13 protein-coding genes are annotated in these 14,702 nt (G+C 64.8%); 3 read left to right on the top strand and 10 right to left on the bottom strand.

Translation table 11 applies throughout. From position 1 onward, the window contains the following. Positions 1–17 precede the first annotated feature (17 nt). Together clpA and clpS are read right to left on the bottom strand one after the other, a co-directional pair. Positions 18–2,417, bottom strand: coding sequence for an ATP-dependent Clp protease ATP-binding subunit ClpA (gene clpA, locus TSA1_RS00650; protein ID WP_100174651.1), 2,400 nt, complete (start codon positions 2,415–2,417; stop codon positions 18–20). 284 nt (positions 2,418–2,701) lie between these two features. Beyond that, on the bottom strand, positions 2,702–3,034 hold the full coding sequence (clpS, locus tag TSA1_RS00645) for an ATP-dependent Clp protease adapter ClpS (RefSeq protein ID WP_026202494.1): 333 nt from the start codon (positions 3,032–3,034) through the stop codon (positions 2,702–2,704). A 483-nt stretch (positions 3,035–3,517) separates the two neighbouring features. Here clpS and TSA1_RS00640 point away from each other — a divergent pair, with 483 nt between their 5' ends. Beyond that, a complete protein-coding gene (locus tag TSA1_RS00640; RefSeq protein ID WP_100174650.1) occupies positions 3,518–4,864 on the top strand; it encodes a pilus assembly protein in 1,347 nt (448 codons plus the stop codon). Between the two features lie 76 nt (positions 4,865–4,940). On the opposite strand, the gene TSA1_RS00635 is transcribed toward TSA1_RS00640, so the two are convergent. Beyond that, positions 4,941–5,279: a phasin family protein gene (locus TSA1_RS00635; protein ID WP_097658894.1), complete on the bottom strand. Its 339-nt coding sequence runs from the start codon at positions 5,277–5,279 to the stop codon at positions 4,941–4,943. Positions 5,280–5,676: 397 nt separating this feature from the next. Here TSA1_RS00635 and TSA1_RS00630 point away from each other — a divergent pair, with 397 nt between their 5' ends. Continuing rightward, complete coding sequence (locus TSA1_RS00630) at positions 5,677–7,527, top strand: D-alanyl-D-alanine carboxypeptidase (protein WP_100174649.1); 1,851 nt, start codon at positions 5,677–5,679, stop codon at positions 7,525–7,527. A gap of 228 nt (positions 7,528–7,755) precedes the next feature. Here the strand turns inward: TSA1_RS00630 and TSA1_RS00625 are convergent, their stop codons facing one another. From TSA1_RS00625 to TSA1_RS00610, 4 genes are all read right to left on the bottom strand, one after another. Continuing rightward, the gene (locus tag TSA1_RS00625; protein WP_100174648.1) at positions 7,756–8,481 is read right to left on the bottom strand and encodes a DnaJ domain-containing protein; all 726 of its coding nucleotides are present in this window, start codon (positions 8,479–8,481) and stop codon (positions 7,756–7,758) included. Positions 8,482–8,553: 72 nt separating this feature from the next. Beyond that, entirely contained in the window at positions 8,554–9,303 is a 750-nt protein-coding gene (locus TSA1_RS00620; RefSeq protein WP_100174647.1) for a vWA domain-containing protein, read from the bottom strand. A gap of 145 nt (positions 9,304–9,448) precedes the next feature. Next, on the bottom strand, positions 9,449–10,309 hold the full coding sequence (locus tag TSA1_RS00615; RefSeq protein ID WP_100174646.1) for an alpha/beta fold hydrolase: 861 nt from the start codon (positions 10,307–10,309) through the stop codon (positions 9,449–9,451). 341 nt (positions 10,310–10,650) lie between these two features. After that, on the bottom strand, positions 10,651–11,574 hold the full coding sequence (locus TSA1_RS00610) for a division plane positioning ATPase MipZ (RefSeq protein ID WP_100174645.1): 924 nt from the start codon (positions 11,572–11,574) through the stop codon (positions 10,651–10,653). Positions 11,575–11,857: 283 nt separating this feature from the next. On the opposite strand from TSA1_RS00610, the gene panC reads away from it, so the two are divergent. Next, positions 11,858–12,709, top strand: a complete 852-nt coding sequence (gene panC / locus TSA1_RS00605) for a pantoate--beta-alanine ligase (protein ID WP_100174644.1) — start codon at positions 11,858–11,860, stop codon at positions 12,707–12,709. Here panC and TSA1_RS00600 read toward each other — a convergent pair. The 3 genes from TSA1_RS00600 to TSA1_RS00590 all read right to left on the bottom strand — a co-directional run bounded on the left by TSA1_RS00600 (position 12,706) and on the right by TSA1_RS00590 (position 14,575). Then, positions 12,706–13,146: a DUF1489 family protein gene (locus TSA1_RS00600; protein WP_100174643.1), complete on the bottom strand. Its 441-nt coding sequence runs from the start codon at positions 13,144–13,146 to the stop codon at positions 12,706–12,708. The two genes, panC and TSA1_RS00600, sit on opposite strands and share 4 nt — an antisense overlap. A gap of 42 nt (positions 13,147–13,188) precedes the next feature. Next, a complete protein-coding gene (locus TSA1_RS00595; RefSeq protein WP_100174642.1) occupies positions 13,189–14,196 on the bottom strand; it encodes a hypothetical protein in 1,008 nt (335 codons plus the stop codon). Between the two features lie 175 nt (positions 14,197–14,371). Next, positions 14,372–14,575, bottom strand: coding sequence for a hypothetical protein (locus TSA1_RS00590; RefSeq protein ID WP_018321158.1), 204 nt, complete (start codon positions 14,573–14,575; stop codon positions 14,372–14,374). Positions 14,576–14,702: the final 127 nt, after the last annotated feature.

Raw genomic sequence — 14,702 nt, 5'->3', positions numbered from 1 at the left:
TCATGTTGCGCGCCTGATCAAGCCTTGACCAGCGGACCCTTGGAGGTCGGCCCCTTCGGGCCGCCCGGCTTGGACTTGCCCGGCGGGCGCTTGCGGGCACCCGGCAGCTTCTCCTGCTTCGGCGTGACCGGGCCCTCGACGAATTCGAAGCCGATCTTGTCCTTGGTCTCGTCGGCCTCGTCCTTGACGAGCACGACGCGGACGTGACCGCCGCCCTTGAGCTTGCCGAACAGCACCTCGTCGGCCAGCGGCTTCTTGATGTGCTCCTGGATCACGCGCGCCATGGGCCGCGCGCCCATCTGCTCGTCGTAACCGTGCTGAACCAGCCAGGCCTTGGCCGGCTCGGACAGCTCGATGGTGACGTCGCGGTCGCCGAGCTGCGCTTCGAGCTGAAGCACGAACTTCTCGACCACGGTGCCGATCACCTCGACGCTGAGATGGCCGAACGAGACGATGGCATCGAGACGGTTGCGGAATTCCGGCGCGAACTGCCGGTTGATCGCCTCGTGGTCGTCGCCTTCCCGCTTCGAGCGCGTGAAGCCGAACGCCTGCTTGGCGAGATCCGATGCACCCGCGTTCGTGGTCATGATCAGGATCACGTTGCGGAAGTTGACCTGCTTGCCGTTGTGATCGGTGAGCCGGCCGTGATCCATGATCTGGAGCAGCACGTTGTAGAGGTCGGGATGCGCCTTCTCGATTTCGTCGAGCAGCACCACGCAGTGCGGATGCTGGTCGACGCCGTCGGTGAGCAGGCCGCCCTGGTCGAAGCCGACATAGCCGGGAGGCGCGCCGATCAGGCGCGACACGGTGTGCCGCTCCATGTACTCGGACATGTCGAAGCGCAACAGCTCGACGCCGAGGCTTGCCGCGAGCTGCTTTGCGACCTCGGTCTTGCCGACGCCGGTGGGTCCCGAGAACAGATAGCAGCCGATCGGCTTTTCCGGCTCACGCAGGCCGGCACGCGCCAGCTTGATCGAGGCCGCGAGCGACTCGATTGCCCTGTCCTGACCGAACACCGTGCGCTTCAGCGTCGTTTCGAGATGCTTGAGCACCTCGGCGTCGTCCTTCGACACGCTCTTCGGCGGGATCCGCGCCATCGAAGCGATCGTGGTCTCGATCTCCTTGATGCCGATGGTCTTCTTGCGCTTGTTCTCGGCCACCAGCATCTGCGCCGCACCGGACTCGTCGATCACGTCGATCGCCTTGTCGGGCAGCTTGCGGTCGTGGATGTAGCGCGAGGATAGCTGCACCGCAGCCTCGATCGCCTCATTGGTGTACTTCAGCCGGTGATAGTCCTCGAAATACGGCTTGAGGCCCTTGAGGATGGCGATGGCGTCCTCGACGGTCGGCTCGTTGATGTCGATCTTCTGGAAGCGCCGCACCAGCGCGCGGTCCTTCTCGAAGTGCTGGCGATATTCCTTGTACGTCGTCGAGCCCATGCAGCGGATCGTGCCCGAGGCAAGCGCTGGCTTGAGCAGGTTCGAGGCATCCATCGCCCCGCCCGACGTCGCGCCTGCACCGATCACGGTGTGGATCTCGTCGATGAACAGGATCGCGTTGGGATGCGCTTCGAGCTCCTTCAGCACCTGCTTCAGGCGTTCTTCGAAATCGCCGCGATAGCGCGTGCCCGCGAGCAGCGTGCCCATGTCCAGCGAGAACACGGTGGCAGCCGCCAGGACTTCCGGCACTTCGCTGTCGACGATGCGCTTGGCAAGGCCCTCCGCGATCGCGGTCTTGCCGACGCCGGCTTCGCCCACGAACAGCGGGTTGTTCTTCTGCCGCCGGCACAGCACCTGGATCGCACGGTTGATCTCGGAGTTGCGTCCGATCACCGGATCGATCTTGCCATCGCGCGCCTTCTTGTTGAGGTTGACGCAATAAGTCTCGAGCGCCTCGCCCTTCTTCTTGGCGTCCTCGCTGCCCTTGGTCTCGGTCTCCTCGTCGACGCCGCGCACCGGGCGCGCTTCGGAGACGCCCGGCCGCTTCGCGATGCCGTGACTGATGTAATTGACGGCGTCGTAGCGCGTCATGTCCTGCTCTTGCAGGAAGTAGGCGGCGTGGCTCTCGCGCTCGGCGAAGATCGCGATCAACACGTTGGCGCCGGTCACCTCTTCGCGACCGGACGACTGCACGTGGATCACCGCGCGCTGGATCACGCGTTGGAAACCGGCGGTCGGCTTGGCATCGTCGGCGCCATCCGTCACCAGATTCTCGAACTCGGTCTCAAGGTAATTGACGAGGCTCGTGCGGAGCTTGTCGAGATCGACGCTACAGGCGCGCATGACCGCGGCTGCATCGGAGTCGTCGATCAGGGAGAGCAAGAGATGCTCGAGCGTCGCGTATTGGTGATGACGCTCGTTTGCGATCGCCAGCGCACGATGCAGGGATTGTTCAAGGCTTTGAGAAAAAGTCGGCATTCGCGTCCTCTATGGCCCCCACTATCATGATCGTCCCTGCCCGGTCAGGCAACAACAACCTTTGTCACATATAGTTATACAAGACCGCGGCGAAAGACCGGTTCCGCGACTCGGCAGCGACACTCCCGCGGTATTTTCGATGCAAAACCCGTTCCGATTTGGGCAGACCTGCCCATTTGGGCAGGATTGACGCTGGACGCGATGTGCTCGGGAATCATGCAGCAGGATGTGCTGCCATCACACACCACGCGAACAGAACCACTCTAAAGAACGCGAACGCGCGATTACTTCTTTTCCATCACGCATTGCAGCGGATGCTGGTGCTTGCGGGCGAAATCCATCACCTGCGTCACCTTGGTCTCGGCGATCTCGTAGGTGAACACGCCGCACTCCCCGATGCCGTGATGATGAACGTGCAGCATGATCTTGGTCGCGGCCTCGATGTCCTTGTTGAAGAACTTTTCCAGCACGTGGACGACGAACTCCATCGGCGTGTAGTCGTCGTTCAGGATCAGCACGCGGTAGAGGTTCGGCCGTTTGGTCTTGGGCTTGACCTTGGTGATGACCGAAGTGTTCGGCCCCGAGGGATTGCCCGAACGGTTCTCGTCATTGCTCATGCGAGGAGCGTAGGCAGCGGCTGGCGCGGACAGGTCGAGTCTGGAAGTCAATTGCGGCATGGCTCAGGCGTTCAAATTCCCCACGGAAGCGAATGGCGGTCGCCGCGCGCCCCGCCCTTCGGAGCCTGGCGCAGGCGCGCCGCCTCGTTGGATCGCCGCTCCCGACAAATCCGGCCCGAGCCGGATTGTTCGCCAGCAATATGGGCCTGCCCCCGGCTCGCCGCAAGCGCGCAAAAGTCCGGCCGATGCGGCCACAGGGCGGTCCCGATTCCCAGTCCGGGCGATCTTCGCAAGGTTAATCAATCCGGACCGATTTGACAAAATTTATGCCGCTCCCGTCTAGAACATGTTGACCAGGAACTCGGTCATTTTACGCGATTGCGACGTTTCGCCGGGGATACCCCGGACTTCTACGGTGCAATTTACCAAGCATTCAACGGCATGGCGCGAAATCGGGCAAACCACGGATCTCAGGGGATCGTCATGTTTCGCTCGCCGCTTGTCAGCCTGATCGGTCGACGGCTTGCCCGCTTCGCAGCGGCCGAGCAAGGCAATATAGCCGTGATCTTCGCCATCGCGCTGGTCCCGGTGCTGGGCTTCATCGGCGCCGCGGTGGACTACAGCCGCGCCGCCCAGGCCCGCACGTCGATGCAGGCGGCCCTCGACTCCGCCGCCCTGATGCTCTCCAAGGATCTGTCGGCCGGCACCATCACCCCGTCGCAGATCAGCGCGAAGGCGCAAGCCTATTTCAACGGGCTGTTTACCGGCACCGCCACCCTGCCGTCGGTCAGCGTTGCCGCCACCTACACGGCGAGCACCAGCATGGGCTCGACGATCCAGCTCAACGGCACCGGCACCTACACCACCAGCTTCATGAAGATCGCGGGCTTCCCGACGCTCGGCATCGGCACAACGTCCACCAGCGCCTGGGGCAATGTCCGCATGCGCGTCGCCCTGGTGCTCGACAACACCGGCTCCATGGCCCAGGACGGCAAGATGCCCGCGATGCAGACGGCCGCGAAGAATCTGGTCGACCAGCTCAGCGCGCTCGCGAAGGCCGACGGCGACGTGTACATCTCGATCGTTCCGTTCGCCAAGGACGTCAACGTCGGCGCCAGCAACTACAACAAGGACTGGGTCGACTTCAGCGATTGGGATGCCGCCAACGGCAGTTGGAGCTGCACTTCGGGCAACAACTGGAACTGCAATAACTGGAAATGGACGCCGGCCAGCCACAGCACCTGGACCGGTTGCGTGGTCGATCGCGACCAGGACTACGACATCAAGAACACCACGCCGACGAGCGGCAATGTGGGAACACTCTTCCCCGCCGAGCAATATTCCTACTGCGACTCCGGCAGCTCGTCCTATCTGCAACCGATCATGCCGCTGAGCTATGCCTGGAGCTCGCTCAAGAGCCGCATCGACGCCATGAAGCCGACCGGCAACACCAACCAGGGTATCGGCCTCGCCTGGGGCTGGATGACGTTGTCGACCGGCAATCCCATGAACGCGCCGGCCAAGGACCCGAACTACACCTACAAGGACGCGATCGTTCTGCTCTCCGACGGACTGAACACACAGAACCGCTGGTACAACAATGCTTCGCAGATCGACGCGCGACAGAAGAAGCTCTGCGACAACGCCAAGGCCGAGAACATCACGATCTACACGGTGCAGGTGAACACCGGCAGCGATCCGACCTCGAGCGTATTGCAATATTGCGCCAGCAGCAGCGACAAGTTCTACCTGGTCACCTCGGCCAGCCAGACCGTCTCGGTGTTCAAGGACATCGGCACCTCGTTGTCGAAGCTGCGCGTGGCGCGCTGACGGATCGACCGCGCGCAAACAAAAAGCCCGGCTGGTTCAGCCGGGCTTTTCGATTCCAGAATGTCGCGAAGAAACGTTACTGGGCGGCCGGGGTGAACTTCGACACGATGGTCTCGACCGGCTTGAACGCCTGCTTGGCGAGGTCGCTGTAGAGGCCGGCGATCTTCTGCGATTCCGCAACGAAGGTCTCGTAGGCGGAACGGGCGAAATCGGTCTGCGCTTCCATGGCCTTGTCCAGGGACTTCACGCCGGAAAGCTTCTCGACGAAGGACTTGGTGTCTTCGAACGACTTCTTCGTATAGTCGCCATAGGCGCTGGCAATCGCCTGGAGGCCGTGCTGCACCGAGGTCGCGGAGGCGACGTACTGCTCGAAGTGCTCTTTCCCGTAGTTCTGAAAGTCTTCAACCTTGAACATTTCGGAATCCTTTTCCCTGGCTCGCGTCGGGAAGCCCCGGCTCCCTGACCTGCCCACAAATAGTGCAACGCACAAAAAAGTCAAGAATCTTGTGCGTCGCACAAAAAGAGCTATCAAAGGACGCAAATCGCGGAGATTCCCGGGGTTTCCCGCAAGGGTTCCTTAAGCTTTTGGAAACCGCAGCCCCCTACCCTGATTCCCTGGACGTGTTCAGCTTCCGCAGGCGGTCAAAAGCCGTTTGAGAACATCACCTTAGCCAGAATAGCGGCTCAGGCCGAACGTCCCCCGCGGCGAACACCAGCGGAGGGACAGCCTGAGCAGGTAATGATCCCGGGTCCATTGGGCACAATTTCGCCTCACGAGCCGGTGATCAGTTGAGAAACGGGGACGGGGTTCCATGCTTCGTAAAAACTTGTCTTCCTCGCGCTTGGCGCGGGTCGGCGTTTTCGGGCTTCTTACGGTCACCACCGCGGTCATCTTCACGACCGATGCCGCCGAGGCGCGGCGCCATCGCCGGCACTACGCGCATCACCGGGTGCAGCGCGATGTATCCGACAGTTCCAGCCCGAAATTCGCGTCCATCATCGTCGACGGCAATTCCGGCGCGGTGCTGCAGGCAACGAGCCCCGACGGCATCCGCCACCCCGCCTCGCTGACCAAGATCATGACGCTCTACCTGCTGTTCGAGCGCCTCGAGTCCGGCAAGATGAAGCTCGACACCGAGATGCCGGTGTCCCAGCACGCCGCCGATCAGGATCCGACCAAGCTGAACCTGCGTGCGGGCCAGACCATCCGTGTCGAGGACGCGATCAAGGGTCTCGTCACCCGCTCCGCCAACGACGCCGCCGTCGTGATCGCCGAAGCGATCGCCGGCGACGAGGACGACTTTGCCCAGATGATGACGCGCAAGGCGCGCGCGCTCGGCATGTCCCGGACCGTCTACCGCAACGCCAACGGCCTTCCCAACGACGAGCAGGTCACGACCGCGCGCGACCAGGCCACGCTCGGCCGCGCCATCCAGGAGCGCTTCCCGCGCTACTATCGCTATTTCGCGACCTCGACCTTCAACTGGCGCGGCCAGTCGATCCGCAATCACAATCACCTGCTCGGCAGCGTGGAAGGCGTGGACGGCATCAAGACCGGCTACACCCGCGCCTCCGGCTTCAACCTCGTCAGCTCGATGCGCCGCGGCAACCGCCACCTGATCGGCGTCGTGCTCGGCGGCCGCAGCGGCGGCTCGCGCGATGCCATCATGCGCAATTTGCTCGCGGAGAATCTCGACAAGGCCGCCACCACGCACACCGTTGCCGCGGTCACCGAGCGCAATGGCGCTGACGCAGCCACCGAAGTTGCCGACGCCTCGGATACGCCGCCGGCTCGTCCCGCTGCGCCGGTCCAGGCCGCGGCCCCCGCTCCCGAGGCCGCCCCATCGCGTCTGGCGGCCCGCCTGTCGACGCTGGCTGCCGCCACGGCCGCGGTGCCGCCGGCCCCGATCAAGCCGGAAGCCAGCAAGCCCGAGGTTCGGCAGACGGAATCCAAGATCGAGCCCGCGCCGCTCACCAATGGCGTGATCTCGAGCCAGCCTCTCTCCATCATCCCCGGCTCGTCCGAGCCGATGAAGCCGGTCAGGGTCAAAACGGTTCAGGTCAAGGCCGGCGCCGTGAAGGTCGCCTCGGCCGCCCCGGCCGCGGTCGCGCCGCAGGTCACGAACACCGTTATGTCCCGCTCCGACGTCGCGGAAACCTCCGGCGCCGTCGTCGCCCGCGCCGATCTGATCAACAAGCCCGAGATGATGAGCCCGCCGGACGCGCCGAAGGCGGACGTCGCCCGCACCGAGCTGCCGCGGCAGCCCGCCGGGTTCGGCACCGGCAACGGCATCCTCGGCGTGCTGCCGGCTGCAACCGCCGCCGCGCCCGCTCCGGTCGCTCCGAAGCTCGCTTCTGCCGATCCGGCGCCGCAGCCGATCCAGATGAGCGCCACCACCAAGCCGGTCGTCACCCACAGCGGCTGGATCGTCCAGGTCGGCGCGCTCGAGAGCGAGAACGAAGCCCAGCAGCGCATCGACGCCGCGCGCAGCTCGGCCCGCGGCCTGCTCAGCAAGGCCGATCCGTTCACCGAGCCCGTCCTCGCCAAGGACAATCGCAAGCTCTACCGCGCCCGCTTCGCCGGGCTCGAGCGCGATCAGGCCGAAGCGGTCTGCCGCGCCCTGAAGCGCGCCGAGATCTCCTGCATCACCGTCCGCAACTGATCCTCGTCACATCGCTCCGATCAAAAGCCCGCGCCTTCGGCGCGGGCTTTTTTCGTTTCGCCGACGCGGTGATGCGAAGTCTGTTCCGCGACAACCTCTCGTCAACAATTTACGGTTAAATTTTTACTCAAGAGATCGACCACGCCGACAACGGCGGGCATCGGGGCGACGACAGACAGAGCAAACGGAGCTCACGCGGGTACGGGCGTTTGTAGCGTGGTGCCGGAGTTAGCCGTTATGCGTGCGAAGCAGAGTATCCTTGGCCTCGTTTACCCGGGCAGCGAGATAGTTCGAGCCCCCCTGGTCGGGATGGAGTTTCTTCATCAGGGACTTGTGCGCCCGGCTGATGTCGTCACGCCCCGCCCCCGGCTGCAGGCCAAGGATCTGATAGGCCTCCTCCGCCGTCATTTTGCTGCTCGCCGCCGCGCGGCGCTGCCCCCCTGCCGCATCGCCCTGCGCGTTCTGACGCCAAGCGGGAAACCGGCGGTCCAGATAGCTTTCAAGTAAGGCCACACTCTCGGCGTCGAACGTCGGGACCATGGCCAGCAGGCTCGGAAGATCGAACTCGCCGAGATCGCGCCCGGCGTGAGGCCCGGCGACGATCTGCCCGCCGAGCTGACCGGAATCGTGGTCGAGCCGCATATCCAGGAATTGCGAGCGCACCCGCGAGGTCTGCCCCGACGCGGGCGCAGCACCGCCGCCGAACAGCCCGCCGATATTGCCGAAGCCGGCATTTGCCAGCGGGGTCCAGCCCAGCAGCCCGGCACCGAAGAATCCGAGCGGGATCGCCACCACCAGCTCACCGCGCAAGCCCGTGAAGGCTGCGATCGCCAGCGCCAGCACGCCGCCGCCGAATCTGATGGTGCGCGCCAGCACCGCCGGATTTGCGGCGCGGAACATCTGGAGCAGCAGATAAAGCGTGATAATTGCGACAGCGCCGGCGATCAGGGTCATGACCGGAATATAGTCGCCCTCGCGGCAAAATGCATGGCATGCGCGCCGCCGCGAGCCGCGGCGGCCGGGGCGCTACTTCATTTGACCGATCAGCTTGGCCGCTCCGCTCGCGGTCTTCGCCAATTTCAGCAATGCCTCGCGACCGCCGGCAGCATAGGCCGCGGCCGCCCGCAGCAGCTCACGCAACTGCGCCGCCGCTCCCGGATCGAACCGGCACCAGGCACCGCCGGTCAGGCGCGCGATCTCGCGAAAGGCCTGCTCGGCGACGGCGTCATGACCTTCCTGAAACACGAACACGGGCACCTTGAGCATGCCGAGCTCGCCAGCCTTGGCGCAGAGCTCGTCGACCCTCTCCTCCATGGCATCGCCCACGAAGACGACGGCCCGCACGCCGGACGCCACCGCCTCGCGACGCGCCTCGCTCAACACCTTGCCGATCTGGGTATCGCCGCCGCGGCAATCGATCTTGCTCATCAGCGCCGCCAGCCTGGTGCTGTCGGAGATCCACCCCGTGGCGCGGCACTCGTTCAAGCCGCGATAATAGACCAGCCTGATGTCGAGGCTGCCGAGCGCCGCGGTCTCGCGAAACATGTCGGCCTGAAGCGCGCAGGCCATGTCCCAGGTTGGTTGCCGGCTCATCGTCGCATCCAATGCGAAGATCAGCCGCCCCTTCGCGCCCGGCGCATGGGGTGACAGCGCCCGCGCCCTGGCGACGAAGGCGGCAATGTCCTCCGCCGTCGACGTTCCGGCCTGCGGCACCGCGCCACCGGCCTGCGTCAAAACGGCATCGCCACGGCGCGGCTTGATGGGTTCGCCCGACATCCCTCGACCCTTGACCTGAGCAGCTAATGTGGTCAGCGCAGGCAGCCCGGTCAACGTGCAAAGCCCCCGCGGACGGAGCCGGCGGGGGCTTTGGCAATCAGCGTAGTCGGTGTCGAGAACGTCAGCTCGATCTCAGCTCTCGATCTCAGCTCTTGGCAGGCGCCATCAGCGCGACGGGGCCAGGCTCGAGGATGTTGGGCGGCGACGATTGCGTGTCGACCGGCGCGATCTCGCTGTCGGTCGCGCTCAGGAATTTGTCGAGCATGCTCTGGATCGAGCTCTTGGCGACATCCGGGCCGGTATCGCGCATGTCGTTATGCTGAAATTCGGTCTTCACGACCTGGATGCCCGCCTTCTCGCATTCCTCGTCGGTCGGGATCACGCCGGCATCGGTCTTGAACTGCGGATCCTGCGAGCGGAACGACAGGATCTTGAACTTGCCGGCAGTGACGAAGGGCACGCGCAGATTGTCGAGCGTGACGACCTTCTTGACCTCATCCGGATACTGCTTGGCGAAATACATGGTGATGTCGCCGCCCATGGAATGGCCGACCATCGTCACCCTGGCGTAGTCGGCGTTGGGCTGAACCTTCTTCATCTCCTGCATGGCGAGATGAATGTTGGCGACGCCGCGCAGGATCTGCGGCAGTCGGCCGACATAGAGCTCGCCTGGCTTGGTGACCATCGGAGGGTCGGTCGGCAGATCGTGCTGCGGGCTCACGACCATGTAGCCGCGCGCAGCGAAGATGTTGGCGAGGAAGCCGTACTCGGTGTTCTTGACCGTGTTGCCGTGATTGATCACCGCGACCGGCAGCGTGATCATGCCGGCATTGGCCTGCATTTCCTTGTCGCGGCGCACGGCGATGTAAACCGGCACAGGACGATTATCGCGCGAGGCGTCGTAAAAGGTGATGGTCTCGTGCTTGATCGCCCACTTGCTCGCCGTGAAATAGGCGATGCCGCAGAGGGCACTGACCGAAACCAGAACGGCAATTCCACGCTTCATTTTCGTCCTCAGCCTCAGGCGCTTGCGGCCTGAATCCCTGTTGAAAATCGTGTTGTTCCGAGGCTCTTCGGCCTCTGGTCGCCTATTCCCCAATATATGTCACAGGCGCGTGACAGGAAGGCCAAATATTGTGAACTTGCAGCTCTTTCGTTGTGCGCCGCACACGTTTTCTGGGCACCCCGTTTTCTGATGGCTACGTCAGGATGCACCTCACCATCCGACGCAACCGGTCTCGATTGGGTTCAATTTCGCAGTAAACGTAGGATGAAAACGGCCGAAGGCCGCCGGCGTTCCCTTGGGAACCCGCCGCCCGGATCGATCGGAAGTAGCGCTATACCGCTTCAGGCGCCCAAGATGTCGTGGACTTCGAGCGGCTTGTCGACCTGGTTGAACCACTCGGCCCGGTTGGCGGCGCGGCGACGGCCGCGCTCGTCGAGCGGCAGCTTGAGCTGGCGGAGCAGGCTCGTCACCTCCTCCCGCGCGGTGAGGTGGCCGAGATTGGGCCGCATGCCGAGCGTGGCCTCGTCGATCTCGTCGAGGGCGGTCAGGCCGCGCGGGAAAAACTCGCGATAGACGACGCGTTCGGCGAAGCCGTCGACGTAGCGGAAGCCGAGCCGCAGCGACAGATCCTTCAGCCCTTCGGCGACCAGCTGCTTGTTGCGCGAGCCGAGCATCGACAGGCGGTTGCGCACCACGATCCAGTCGGTGGTCGCCCCGTCGAGCTGGCGGCGCTTGCGGCGGACGTCGCGCACCATCTCGGCGTAATGGCTCTCGCCCGTCACCGCGTAGTTGGCGGGATCGACGGTGCCGAGCACGTCGAAATCCAGGAAGCTGTCGTTGATCGGCGTCACCAGCGTGTCCGCCATCGAGTGCGCGAGGCGCATCAGATAGCTGTCGGTGCCGGGCGTATCGATCACGATGAAGTCGAAGCTGCTCTCGACCGCCGAGACCGCTTCCATGAACTGCTGGAACTCGGAATTCTCGTTCTCTGCAATCTGCATGGTCTCGCCGAGCTTGATGCAGCGATGCACCGGCAGCTCGAGGTCGAGCTTGGTGCGGCGGGCCCAGGCGGAACGGTTGTTGATATAGTGGGTGAAGCTCTGCTGGCGGCAGTCGAGGTCGATGGTGGCGACGCGCTGGCCGGCCTTCAGGAGCGCGACCGCGATGTGCAAGGCGGTGGTCGATTTGCCGGAGCCGCCCTTCTCGTTGCCGAGCACGACCACATGCGCCGAGCCGGATTGGCCTTGGCTAGCCTGCACAAGCATGGCGATCCTCAACACCCCTAATGAATATCTTCGAGTTGGCCGCGTCTGCGGTCAAGTGAAATGCGTGACAGGAAATGCAAATCGCACTGCGCCGTTCTTCATCATGAATCGCGGCACCAATCTTCGTCTGTGATCCAGCCCACAATGTCGCGCTGTCGTGCGGCCTTGCGCGGGATGCTGTGCCGCATCCCCATGCATGGCGTCCATGCCCGCCGCTTGTTAAGGTTAGCCGCCCCGGGCGCCGGATCACGCCGCGCCGATTCCAAAACCCTGTCGAGTCCTGATGTCATCAAGCCCCCTGATCGCCCGCACGGTCCCGGCCTTGCGCCGCGCCGTCGACAATCTTCGCAAGCGAAAGGCCACGATCGCGATGGTCCCGACCATGGGGGCCCTCCATGACGGACATGTGTCTCTCGTCCGCCTCGCCAAGCGGCGCGCCAGCCGCGTCGTGGTCTCGATTTTCGTCAACCCGACCCAGTTCGCCCCGACCGAGGATTTTGGCGCCTATCCGCGCACCTGGAAGGCCGACATCGCCAAGCTCGCCGCCGAGGACGTCGACATCGTCTGGCATCCGGAGGTGAAGGCCATGTATCCCGACGGCTTTGCCACCCGCATCGTGCCGGAGGGGCCGGCGCTGGCCGGCCTCGAGGACCGCTTCCGCCCCCATTTCTTCGGCGGCGTCGCCACCGTGGTCGGCAAGCTGTTCACCCAATGCCGGCCGGACGTTGCGATCTTCGGCGAAAAGGACTTTCAGCAGCTGCGGGTGGTGACCCAGATGGCGCGCGACCTCGACCTCGGCGTCAAGGTGATCGGTTCGCGCACCGTGCGCGAACGCGACGGGCTCGCGATGTCCTCGCGCAACGTCTACCTGTCGCCCGAGGAGCGGCAGACCGCCCCCACCCTCTACCGCGCCATGAGGGAGAGCGCGCAGCGGATCAAGGCCGGCGATGCCATCGCCCCTGCGATGGCCGGCGGCGCCGAGATGATCAAGGCGGCGGGCTTTGCCCTCGACTATTACGAGGTCCGCCACGCCGAGACGCTGGCGCCGGTCACCTCGCGCAAGGACGGCCCGTTGCGGATCCTGGTCGCAGCCAAGCTCGGCAGCACCCGCCTGATCGACAATATCGGAGTTTAGAGCAGCCCGAGATCGCGCAATTCGCGCCGCATCGGCTCCGGCATGGCCGCGATCGAGCCGGCGGCGGACTTGCCGAGATCCGGCGGCACGGAATCCTCGGTGAGATAGCGCCAGCCCTGGAACGGCCGCATCGGCCGCGGCGACACCGAGATCACCTTCGGCTGCATCACGATGCGGCAGCGCCCGATGCCGTCCTTGTCGCGGAACGGCTCGATGCCGATGATCTTTTCCCGCGCGGCGATCTCGCCCTTGATCACCCAATAGAGCGACCCGCCCGCGAGGATCTCGGCGTCGCGCTTGGGGACCATGCGGGTGATGTGGATGTGATGTTGCGGCAGACCTTTCTTCTTGGCGGTCTGCATCCGCTCGGCCACCCACTCCTTCAATTCCTTGACGGAGTCGCAACCGACGGCGAGCTTGATCAGGTGTAGCGGCATGCCCAAGCATTAGCCGGGCAGCTCCGCATTTGGAATGCCGATCTACTCGTTATCCGCAGCCGCCGGAGCGGCCACCGACGCCGGCGGGGGCGCCAGCGGAACCGGTGCGGCGGGCGCGCGCGCGGCCTTCGGCGCCGGCGGCTTCTTCGCGGCCGGTGGTGCCGCGGTCGCCGCCGCCTGGGCCGAGGCAGCCGCCGGCACGCGCGGCGCTGCCGGTGCGTTGGCGGCAGGCGCCGCCTGCCGCGTCGTCGCCGTGGGCTCGGGATTCATGATGCTCACCGGCGGCGTCGACGCGGCGCTCGGGAACTCCGCATTGGTCGGCTTGCCCGTCGGCATCGAGGGCGGCAGCCCCGCAAGCGCCGCGGTCGGTGGCAGCGCCGCCGGTGCGGCCGCCATCGCGGATGCGGGCGCATTCCAGGTCGGCGCATGGCGCGCGACCAGCTGGTCGTAGAGATGCGAATCCATGTTGGCAGCGACCTGCTGCTGGTCGGTCAGCGAGCGGAACGCGGCGCAGTCGAACTGGGTGCAGCCGTCGCGCGCCACCAGCACCTGCGCCACGAGACCGTAGCGGTCGTGCTCCAGCGCCCTGCGCAGCGCCTTCATGTCCGCCGTCAGGTTCTTCTCCGCCGTCGCGGCATCACCGAGCGCCGTCAGCCGGTCGATCCGGACGGCGGTGTAGGACACGGCCGCGGCCGCGGCATCGGGCGAACCGAACAGCGCCTTCTCGCAGCCGATGGCGACCGCATCGCCGGCGAAATCATCGAGGCAGGACAGCGCCGGCAGGCTTGCGATGACCGCACCTTGCGCGCGCGCCTCGGTCGGCGCGTCCTGCAGCAGCGGTCCATAGACGCGCACGGTGGCGGCGCCGGCGATCGCGATGGACAGCAGCGTAATCACCGTGAGCGCGCCGTTGGCGACCGATCTCTCGGCGCGCAGCAGCGTGATCAGCAGAATCAGTCCGAAGAATCCGGCGGCGGCCAGCGTCATCCACATCGGAAAGGCCGGCGAGCGCCAGATTTGGTCGAGCGAAGTGGCCCATGCCCAGTTCATGCGCGACGTCCCCTCACGCGAGCAGAGAGCGAATGGTCAAGCGAGCACCGCTAGTCGGCAACTGCCCCGACCTCACCTTGCGAAGGCGAAGCGGGCCTTTTGACGGCGGCAGGACGCAATTCCCTGATGGCACCAATGCGCTGGCACCGTCAGCCTTCGAGAGCACGAGCCGGCGTCACGAGAGCGCGAGTTGGCTTTCCTTGGCGACGCGCTCGAAAGCTTCGGTCGAGCTCTTGATCCGGTACTGGCAGTCGTCGCCATCGGTCGGCAGCAGACGGATGACCTCATACGAGCCGCTGGCAGCGGGGCGCGCAACGTTGCTGGCCGTGAACAATACGCGCGTTCCAATCGGGAATTTGTGCTTCAACACCCTCTCCATTACTCAAACAGCGCCTGCCTCGCCCAGTGTCCCCACTGCGATGGCCGGCCGGAAACCCGGGCTGTTGTATAGCACGCGCCCCGCCGTTTTGGCCAGCGCCATACCAGCATGGCAAACGCGTAAATTT

The sequence above is a fragment of the Bradyrhizobium nitroreducens genome (genome assembly GCF_002776695.1).
GTDB classification, from domain to species: Bacteria; Pseudomonadota; Alphaproteobacteria; order Rhizobiales; family Xanthobacteraceae; genus Bradyrhizobium; species Bradyrhizobium nitroreducens.
Note: the sequence above shows the minus strand (reverse complement) of the source record. Positions and strands in the feature narration are given on the sequence as shown.

Coding starts and splice junctions, on each gene's coding strand:
- clpA (WP_100174651.1), bottom strand. CDS start 2,417: ATGCCGACTTTTTCTCAAAGCCTTGAACAATCCCTGCATCGTGCGCTG.
- clpS (WP_026202494.1), bottom strand. CDS start 3,034: ATGAGCAATGACGAGAACCGTTCGGGCAATCCCTCGGGGCCGAACACT.
- TSA1_RS00640 (WP_100174650.1), top strand. CDS start 3,518: ATGTTTCGCTCGCCGCTTGTCAGCCTGATCGGTCGACGGCTTGCCCGC.
- TSA1_RS00635 (WP_097658894.1), bottom strand. CDS start 5,279: ATGTTCAAGGTTGAAGACTTTCAGAACTACGGGAAAGAGCACTTCGAG.
- TSA1_RS00630 (WP_100174649.1), top strand. CDS start 5,677: ATGCTTCGTAAAAACTTGTCTTCCTCGCGCTTGGCGCGGGTCGGCGTT.
- TSA1_RS00625 (WP_100174648.1), bottom strand. CDS start 8,481: ATGACCCTGATCGCCGGCGCTGTCGCAATTATCACGCTTTATCTGCTG.
- TSA1_RS00620 (WP_100174647.1), bottom strand. CDS start 9,303: ATGTCGGGCGAACCCATCAAGCCGCGCCGTGGCGATGCCGTTTTGACG.
- TSA1_RS00615 (WP_100174646.1), bottom strand. CDS start 10,309: ATGAAGCGTGGAATTGCCGTTCTGGTTTCGGTCAGTGCCCTCTGCGGC.
- TSA1_RS00610 (WP_100174645.1), bottom strand. CDS start 11,574: ATGCTTGTGCAGGCTAGCCAAGGCCAATCCGGCTCGGCGCATGTGGTC.
- panC (WP_100174644.1), top strand. CDS start 11,858: ATGTCATCAAGCCCCCTGATCGCCCGCACGGTCCCGGCCTTGCGCCGC.
- TSA1_RS00600 (WP_100174643.1), bottom strand. CDS start 13,146: ATGCCGCTACACCTGATCAAGCTCGCCGTCGGTTGCGACTCCGTCAAG.
- TSA1_RS00595 (WP_100174642.1), bottom strand. CDS start 14,196: ATGAACTGGGCATGGGCCACTTCGCTCGACCAAATCTGGCGCTCGCCG.
- TSA1_RS00590 (WP_018321158.1), bottom strand. CDS start 14,575: ATGGAGAGGGTGTTGAAGCACAAATTCCCGATTGGAACGCGCGTATTG.